Annotated in this window: 5 protein-coding genes; 2 read left to right on the forward strand and 3 right to left on the reverse strand. The window is 42.5% G+C overall.

Annotated features, from left to right (window positions below; genetic code table 11):
- Positions 1 to 256: 256 nt before the first annotated feature.
- The gene (locus tag B879_RS20040; RefSeq protein ID WP_009187055.1) at positions 257 to 1,342 is read right to left on the reverse strand and encodes an oxygenase MpaB family protein; all 1,086 of its coding nucleotides are present in this window, start codon (positions 1,340 to 1,342) and stop codon (positions 257 to 259) included.
- 50 nt (positions 1,343 to 1,392) lie between these two features.
- On the opposite strand from B879_RS20040, the gene B879_RS20045 reads away from it, so the two are divergent.
- Complete coding sequence (locus tag B879_RS20045) at positions 1,393 to 2,295, forward strand: TolB-like translocation protein (protein WP_009187056.1); 903 nt, start codon at positions 1,393 to 1,395, stop codon at positions 2,293 to 2,295.
- A 95-nt stretch (positions 2,296 to 2,390) separates the two neighbouring features.
- Here B879_RS20045 and B879_RS20050 read toward each other — a convergent pair whose 3' ends face one another.
- The gene (locus B879_RS20050) at positions 2,391 to 3,941 is read right to left on the reverse strand and encodes an AbgT family transporter (protein WP_009187057.1); all 1,551 of its coding nucleotides are present in this window, start codon (positions 3,939 to 3,941) and stop codon (positions 2,391 to 2,393) included.
- A 127-nt stretch (positions 3,942 to 4,068) separates the two neighbouring features.
- On the opposite strand from B879_RS20050, the gene B879_RS20055 reads away from it, so the two are divergent.
- Positions 4,069 to 4,977 (forward strand): SMP-30/gluconolactonase/LRE family protein, encoded by a 909-nt coding sequence (locus B879_RS20055; protein WP_009187058.1) that lies wholly within the window; start codon positions 4,069 to 4,071, stop codon positions 4,975 to 4,977.
- 447 nt (positions 4,978 to 5,424) lie between these two features.
- Here the strand turns inward: B879_RS20055 and B879_RS20060 are convergent, their stop codons facing one another.
- Positions 5,425 to 6,132 carry a DsbA family oxidoreductase gene (locus B879_RS20060; protein ID WP_009187059.1) on the reverse strand — a complete coding sequence of 236 codons (708 nt, stop codon included), beginning with the start codon at positions 6,130 to 6,132 and terminating at the stop codon, positions 5,425 to 5,427.
- Positions 6,133 to 6,677 lie beyond the last annotated feature (545 nt).

A 6,677-nucleotide genomic window follows, 5' to 3' on the forward strand; every position in this document is an offset into this window, starting at 1 on the left:
CACCAATGAAATCCCAGGTTATCCAATGGACACAAGGTGAAATGCTGTGGTCCGTAAGGATCAATAAGAAAGATCCCTATCAATGCACCGATCCAAAAGATCAGTTCCAAGGGAAGCTGCTGCCATATGGTAGTGATGCTTTTCATTGTTAGGGTAAAGTACGAAAAGAATGCCACAAGCTAAAAACAGCCAAAAAAATGATTCAAAGGGGTTTCTGTAATTTTACCGCAATAAGATCGGACAAAAAAGTGTCCGATTACGTACGCTTGCGGGCAGGTAATAGAAGTTGGGGCATAGCACCAAACTGCAGCTTAGTCTGCTCAAAAAATACCCTTCTTGTTTTTTCATAGGAACTTCCCAATCCGTATTGCCTGAAAAAACTCAAATCCAATAATAACCCATATATTCCTTTGGGCAAATCAGGTCCTTTCTTCAACTGCAATACCTCTGCTGCCTCCTCTCCCACAAAATAAGCTACCAAAGATTCCGCGCTATTGGCCAATGCAGGTTCAGTAACAGCAGCTTTGTAATAGGCAAGCAAGGCTTGAATCAATATCAAGCCGGCTTCTGAAGTTTTTAAGTGCCTTTTCCGGATTACTTTCTCCAGTTCAAAAGCCTCTTTAGCGTTCTCCGGCCAATAATCGGTGTCAATCCCCAAGAAATAACCGATTACTTTCCAGTAATGCATCACTGCCTCTGCAGTTTCCTTTCCCGGATATCTCCCCAACTTTTCCATACCCCGCATAACCAATAAACTGAAGGCCAAGTTGGTTCCGATCATGTCTTCCTGATTGATGGGTTGCCCCCATTCAGGTTGCCAGTCCTTCGCGTATTTTTGAATAAAAAGCCTGCTGAAGGCATGAATCAAACGCACTTTTGAAATGGTAAACAAAGCCTCTTCACCACCCAAAAAGGTACCAGGCCTGAAGCTGTCCAACAGAAAAAGTGCCGTTTCGCTCAAGCGCATACCGATTTGTTCCGTGATGCGTTTGGATCTGACTAAAACCTGTGCCCCATCAGCAAAAGCATAACAATACGGTAGGGAATAAAAGCCAAGTAGGGAAAGATAAAGGTTGCCTTCCTGCTCAAAAAACACCTGTGCCGTTCTGATCTGCTTTGGATGAATCCATGAAGGGCGGTCTTTAAAAGCTGAAAAATAAGCTTTCAGTTCATCTGGTAAGGCATTTATGGTGCCCGATTCAGGCAGCCTTTCCCAAGCGTTGATCTTTTCAATCCATTCTGGATAATCATAAAGAAACTGGGCAGTAGCATCCCCCAAAGGATCCCCCTGTCCACGCAATGCATCTAAAAAGGATTCTCGATATAATTTAAGTTTCTTCACAGCATTCTAACCTTCATTTTGTAATTTAGTTTTTGAATTCAAAAATTAATATGCAATTGAAATTAATCCGATTACTTTTACTCCTATTCACACTAAGCCCTTGCTTGCTATTGGCTCAGGTTAACACGGATCTGATAGCATTGGATATAAATGTCTCCGCTTCTAAAGCCATTGTTTATACCATGACGGCAAAAGCCATCACCAATAGGGCGGCCTATGATAACCAGCCTAATTTCATCAATAAAAAACAGTTGGCTTTCTCCGCTGCTGATGACAAAGGAAACCATGATATCATCATTTATAATTTTGAATCCGAAAAATTCACCAATCTCACAAAAACCACCAATACTTCTGAATTCTCCCCTAGCCTGACAGATTGTGGTTTATATGTTTCGGCAGTGACGGTAGAAGAGGATGGTAAGCAAAGGCTCTGGCTATACCCTACCAATTTTGGAGAGCCCGAACTCCTTTATGATGACATCGAACCGGTGGGCTATTATGACTGGTATAACAACAAAGCTGCCATGTTTGTCTTGGGAAATCCCAATACCCTGGTCTATCCTTACAGTAAATCTGAGGTACTTACTATAGATAGAAATGTAGGCAGATCCATCAAGAGAAAACCCAAATCCAGCATCATCACCTACATAGATAAAAACAACCCTTTAGAAAAGGAAGATGGGTTGATCTATCCCATTCTTGGCTTTGATATTGAAAAGAGAACCCACCATAAATATGGTTATACCCTGCCAGGTAAAGAGGACTTTATTTGGCTCAACCAAAACCTTATCATGATGGGCAGCGGCAACCAGCTGTATTTCAAAAAAGCCAATGAGGACGAATGGACACTGGCCGGAAAAGTTGGTATATCCGGATATTCTGACATCAGCAGAATGGCCTATTCCCGCAAATTAAAGAAATTGGTCGTGGTCATGAACCGCGTCAGCCCCTGAACTCAGAATACTGAAACGTTAACTGTTAACGCTGAACCTTGAACCTAGCTCAATTCTTCATTCATCATTTCTCACTCTTCACTCTCCACTCTCCATTACCCCCCCAACACATATTCATAAGTCGCCTGAAGACCCAATGGAATCCCTATCGTCCAATACAGCAATAAGAACAGTGTCCAAACCACCAGCAACACCAAAGAATAGGGCAGCATGATTGAAACCAGTGTACCTATGCCCGTAGATTTGACATATTTCTGACAGAAAACCACAATCAATGGGAAATAAGGCAAAAGCGGGGTGATGATGTTGGAAACCGAATCTCCTACCCTATAAGCTGCTTGGGTAAGGTCCGGGGAAATACCCAACTGCATCAACATGGGGACAAAAATCGGGCTGATCAAAGCCCATTTTGCCGAGGCAGATCCTACCAACAGGTTGACAAAGGCTGTCAAAATTACAATCCCAACAATAGTAATCTGGGCAGGTAAATCCAATGCCTGCAGGAAATTAGCACCTTTAAGGGCAGTCAAAGCCCCAATATTTGATTTACCAAATGCATCGATAAAAAGGGCACAGAAAAAGGCCATCACAATGTAGTAGGCCATACTGCCCATGGCCTTGCTCATGGACGCCACCATATCTTTCAGGCTCCTATATGTCCCGCTGGTAAAACCATAGACCACACCCGGAACCCAAAAAATAATGAAGATCAAGGGTACAATAGACTTCATCAATGGCGCACCGAATGAGGTGATTTCTCCATCAGGGTCTCTTAAGGCCGAATCATTGGGAATTGCCCAAAGTACCAAAAAGATCAATAAAACGAACATGGTTGAAAAAGCAATCCAAAAGGATTTTTTTTCTTTGCTGTTCAAATTCTCCATGGTCGGAATATCCTCCAAATTATCATCCACCTTTACATTACTGTTGAGGCGGGGTTCTATCACACGATCCGTCAAATACCAAACTACCAGAATCACCACAATGGAGGAAAAGGCAGTAAAGAAAATATTGTTAAGTGGGTTGAGCAGTATCTCCGGATCCAAAATCTGAGCCGCAGACTGGGTAAAGCTCTGGATCAAAGGGTCAATGCTAGATGGGATAAAATTAGCACTAAAGCCACCGGAAACCCCTGCAAATGCAGCTGCTATACCAGCCAAAGGGTGTCTTCCAGCTGCATAAAAAATAACGCCTCCCAAGGGAATCACCAATACATACCCTGCATCTGCCGCTGTATGGCTGACAATTGCCACCAAGACCAAAATGGGAGTCAACAACATTTTGGGTGTAATGCCCAAGAGGAACTTTAGGCCTGCATTGATAAATCCAGAATGTTCTGCCACTCCTACACCCAACATGGCCAATAAGACCACACCCAATGGCGGGAAGTTGATAAATACTTGGGTCATATTGGCTAAAAAAGCAGCCAATTGAGGTCCTGTCAATAAATTTTGAACCCGCAGGTCTGCTCCTGTCCTAGGGTCTACCGCCCCGAAATCAATGGGAGAAAGCAAAGCAGAAAAGCCCCAGGTGATCAACATCAGAAAGAAAAACAACATGGCAGGATCGGGCAATTTATTACCTGCCTTTTCAATAAAATCCAAAAACCTGTCTAAAAAAGTCCTTGGTTTTTCTATTTCTTGCATGCAGCTTGTATTTTAGGTTTCTCAAAAATAAGAAGCCTGCCTTAATTTCAAAGAAAGCCTAAAAACTTATATTTGGGAGATCAATGAAAATGAAGTTTTCACACGCTAATCTAAAACCTCAATAATAATGAAAAACCTACTCCTTTTTTTCCTGCTCGCCGGATTGGCCTTTAACACCTTGGCACAGGATCAAATAGAAGATAAAAAGAAACTGGTCGCGAAAAATGCCCAACTCAAGAAGGTAGGTGAAGGATTCACATTTACGGAAGGTCCAGCAGTACACCGAAATGGAGATGTTTATTTCACAGATCAACCCAACAACAAAATTCTTCGCTGGTCTTATACCCGAAATGAAATCAGTGTATTTATGGAGGATGCAGGAAGGTCAAACGGTATGTTTTTTGACCTTGAAGGCAAACTCATAGCCTGTGCCGATATGGATAACCAATTGTGGTCCATAGATGACAAAGGCAATGCGACTGTGCTGGTTGAATCCTACAAAGGAAATTTACTCAATGGCCCTAATGACGTTTGGGTCGTACCCTACGGTGGCCTATATTTTACAGACCCTTTGTACAAAAGACCCTATTGGGAAAGAGACCCCGAAATGCAGCAAGACGGAGAACATCTCTATTACTTGTCCAAAGATCGCATGCAGTTGTTCAGGGTCGATGAAAATTTGGTGAAGCCCAATGGGCTGATCGGTACGCCAGATGGGAAAAAGCTTTATGTTGCCGACATAGGGGATAACAAAACCTATGTCTATGACATAGAAGAAGATGGTTACCTGAGAAATAGAAAGGTATTTTGTGAAATGGGGTCCGATGGCATGACCATCGATTACAGGGGAAATATTTACCTGACTGGAAAGGGGGTCACCGTCTTTAATCCTAAAGGAGAACAGATTGCACATATCCCTGTTCCTGAAAATTGGACTTCCAATGTGATTTTTGGAGGTACTGACCGAAAAACCCTCTTTATCACTGCCATGGGATCTGTCTACACGTTGGATATGCGTACCCGAGGAGTTTATTAAAAAAAGTATCGATTTCACAGAACCACAGATTGACAAGAACGGGTCCGTTTGGAACGGACCCGTTCTTGTTACATCCTATTTTAATTGACACTTTTTATATTTTCAATCTAATAATTTGACTCCTTTGGAGTCGGCATTCCAGCATATCAAGATTGCCTCTCAACCCCGGGTTCCACCCTTAACCTTCAGTATTGGACGCTTATTGTGTCCTAACTCCATAAAGAACTAACCTCCCAAACTTTCCAAGCTCCAACCCTTTTACCTTTTGCCACTTCGACAAGCTTGGTTCGATATGCTCACCACATCGCAGTGCATCGCTTTTTCCTTAGCTCTTAATGAATCCCTCAACTCCTTAATTGTTCAATTTTTTCTCCGAAATCCCACTTCCGAAATCCGACTTTAAACCGCTCCATCACTACGTCTCTACGTCCCTAAGTCTCCTAGTCTTTAACAATCTCCGTCCAGGTCACAGGCTGCCCCTGCATCCAATCCGGCCATATTCAACACCGGATTTTCCTTCACATAATCTACCCAGGCCTTCTCCAAGGTCTCTTCAAAAACAGCCGATGCCTGAGCTCCAGAAATACCATATTTTCTGTCTAAAACAAAAAACGGTACTCCCCTGACACCGATGGCCCTGGATTCGGCGATATCATGTTCCACTTGGTCCATAAACTCATTGGAGTCCAAACATTGTCCTGCCCTTTCCACTGAAATTCCAACTTCCTCAGCAAATTCGAGCAAGCTGCTTTTGTCATCAATATTCGCTCCTTCTTTAAAATAAGCCTTTAATAACCTTTCCTTCATTTCACTGCCCTTGCCCATTGACTTGGCCAACTGCAAAAGCCGGTGAGCATTTTTGGCATTGGCTACTACGGTTTTATCCATTTTATAATGCAGGCCCTCAGCTTTGGCCATCTCCACTACCTGCTGTATGATCTGATGGGTCTGTTCCAAACTCCAGCCTTTGGTTTCTGACAGGTATTCGACCGTACTTTTTCCCGGATCGGTGGGCATATCCGGATTCAACAAAAAGCTCTTCCATTCAATCTGCACTTTATCGGCATATTCAAAACCTGCCAATGCAGCTTCCAACCTTCTTTTCCCGATATAACAAAAAGGACACATGATGTCCGACCAAATTTCAATTTTCATAAGATTCCATTTACTTTGGTCTTTTAATCCAAAAAATCACCCAATGGTTCAAAAAAACCAAACAAAAGAATGTCCCTCCTGTGCCATGGAGGTAGATAAAAAAGCGGTTATCTGCCCCATTTGCCAATACGAGTTTCCTAAAAGAAATCCTATTTACCAATGGTTGGCCATCCTCTTGGCCCTCTTTTTCCTCTTGATGTTCATTTTATAAATCCAAACTCCGCTCCAAATGAAAGCTTTAAAGTAAAGTAAAAAAGATCCTTCTAAATGTTTAAATTCTGCCAATGACAAATAGGAGGAACCGACACCCTGATCCCGATGGCTTGGGAGAAGGGTCTCATAAAGCAAAAGATATCCTTCTCAGAATTGGGAAAGTGACCTATAAAACAACTTGTCCCATGCATTGGGGATAAATTGGCGACACCAAGCCTTTTTAAAACCAGAAAGTTGGCTCTTGGAAAACTATATGCACTATGTTTGGGTTTGAAAAAATCCGCTACATAGAACATAGAATACATAGCAGGGCAGTAGCAAACCTTTATTGA

Origin of the sequence: Cecembia lonarensis LW9 (assembly GCF_000298295.1) — a bacterium.
Taxonomy (GTDB): Bacteria; Bacteroidota; Bacteroidia; order Cytophagales; family Cyclobacteriaceae; genus Cecembia; species Cecembia lonarensis.

Bases quoted from the DNA above. Each gene is read 5' to 3' on its own strand.
- B879_RS20045 (WP_009187056.1), top strand. From the start codon at position 1,393: ATGCAATTGAAATTAATCCGATTACTTTTACTCCTATTCACACTAAGC.
- B879_RS20060 (WP_009187059.1), bottom strand. From the start codon at position 6,132: ATGAAAATTGAAATTTGGTCGGACATCATGTGTCCTTTTTGTTATATC.
- B879_RS20055 (WP_009187058.1), top strand. From the start codon at position 4,069: ATGAAAAACCTACTCCTTTTTTTCCTGCTCGCCGGATTGGCCTTTAAC.
- B879_RS20050 (WP_009187057.1), bottom strand. From the start codon at position 3,941: ATGCAAGAAATAGAAAAACCAAGGACTTTTTTAGACAGGTTTTTGGAT.